General features: G+C 48.4%; 1 protein-coding gene. It reads left to right on the forward strand.

Features of this window, described 5'->3' with window-relative positions; genetic code table 11:
- Positions 1–1,244 (forward strand): MGH1-like glycoside hydrolase domain-containing protein (locus R7P35_RS24550; protein WP_318092952.1); only part of this gene is annotated, 1,244 nt, incomplete at its 5' end.
- Positions 1,245–1,352 lie beyond the last annotated feature (108 nt).

The following is a 1,352-nucleotide window of genomic DNA, read 5'->3' on the forward strand; positions in this document are numbered from 1 at the left end:
ACCACAACCAAAATGGTGTGCCTGAATACGGCGCGGCAGTAGACCCAGCACACAACACGGAAGAAGGCGTGATGTACGTTTGGGTAGAAACGCGCGATCCTAACTTCACGACCATTATTCCTGCAGAAGACATCATCGAGCAAAACGGTAATTCTTATAAAGTAAAAGGCATGGCGTCTTACAATAAGATTCTCGATGAAGTGGATTACATGACGATTCACGTCGGCGCACAAGAAGCGGCGGGCTGGGAATCGGGCATGGATAACGCGGCTCGTTTTGGCTTTATCTACAACATCCACAACATGAATTCGCAAGCTGAAGACATCAGCAACCCAGACAGAAATGTGGATCAACTTGGTCGCTACGCGGCAAGTGCGTACGGCTTTGATAACAGCATCAAGCTGGAAGGCGAAGAGTGGGTGTACAGCAATACGTCAGCGGAAAACTTAGCGAAACTCGATCTTGCGAAGAAAGATTGGGAAGTTCGTTTTGCAGAAAACCGCACCAACAATAACGCAGCGGACGGCGAGCTGCTTGGCTTCTCTATGCTGCAAGAATCGGTGGATCAAGCCTCTTACATGTACTCAGACAACAAATACTTAGCGGAAATGGCGAAGTTGGTGTCCGATGGCGTAGAAGGTAAAGATCGAGCGCAAGAATTCCTTAACGGCGCAGAAAAAATCAAGACGTACATTAACCAATGTATGTTTGATGAAAGCACAGGATTCTTCTACGACATTCACTTAAATGTGGCTAAAGATGGCACTACTCCTGCGCCTCTTGCAAATGGTTGCGCGGGTTTGCCGATTGTAGAGCGTGGACGTGGCCCTGAAGGTTGGTCGCCGCTGTTTAATGGTGCAGCAACGCAAGAGCATGCCGATAAAGTGATCGCGGTAATGCGTGATCAAGACGAGTTCAACACGCCAGATAAATTCCAAGGAACGGGTGTGCCTTTGCCGACCGCATCGCAAACCAACCCTGCTTACGGTAAAGATGTGTACTGGCGTGGTCGTGTGTGGCTAGACCAAGTGTACTTTGGCTTCCGTGCGATGGAAAACTACGGCTACAAAGAAGAAGCGATTGCAATGGCGAATGAGTTGTTTAACAACGCAGAAGGTATGACGGGTGACATGCCAATCCGTGAAAACTACAACCCTGAGACGGGCGCGGTACAAGGTGCGTCGAACTTCTCTTGGTCTGCAGCGCATTTGTACATGATGTACAACGGATTCTTCAAAAACTAGATCGCACATATTAGGCGCTTTGGATGACCCCCCTAGCATTCGTAGCGCTTAACGAACGATAATTCATTGATAAATAAGACAAACCGGACTGTATTGGCAGTCCGGTTT

Source organism: Vibrio sp. Vb0304, assembly GCF_033338995.1.
GTDB lineage: Bacteria > Pseudomonadota > Gammaproteobacteria > Enterobacterales > Vibrionaceae > Vibrio > Vibrio alginolyticus.